The following is a 351-nucleotide window of genomic DNA, read 5'->3' on the forward strand; positions in this document are numbered from 1 at the left end:
GGGCGAAACCACCACCGCCACCTTTACCTTCAGCGAAGCCGTCACGGGCTTTACCGGCCAAGCACTCGGTATCTACGGTGGTCTCAAGGTCTCTATCAGTGATCCGCATCCCAGCGGCACCAGCAGCACCGTCTGGACCGCCACGGTCACGCCTGTCTCCAACGGGCATTGCGAGATCGGCATAGATATGTGGACCGTCACCGATCTCGCGGGCAACGCCGGCTTGCGAGAAGTCACCTACTCCGCGAATAGCGTCATCGTCGATTTGGTGCGCCCCACCGCCGCCAGCACCAACCCCATCACACTCGCCGACACCGACCTCGGGATCGGCGAAACCACCACCGTCACCTT

General features: G+C 62.4%; 1 protein-coding gene. It reads left to right on the forward strand.

What is annotated here, in order from left to right; all coding sequences use genetic code 11:
* The coding region (locus VTU_RS34120; protein ID WP_010108908.1) for an Ig-like domain-containing protein at positions 1–351 on the forward strand (351 nt) is incomplete at both ends.

The organism is Verminephrobacter aporrectodeae subsp. tuberculatae At4 (assembly GCF_000193225.1).
Taxonomy (GTDB): domain Bacteria; phylum Pseudomonadota; class Gammaproteobacteria; order Burkholderiales; family Burkholderiaceae_C; genus Acidovorax; species Acidovorax aporrectodeae.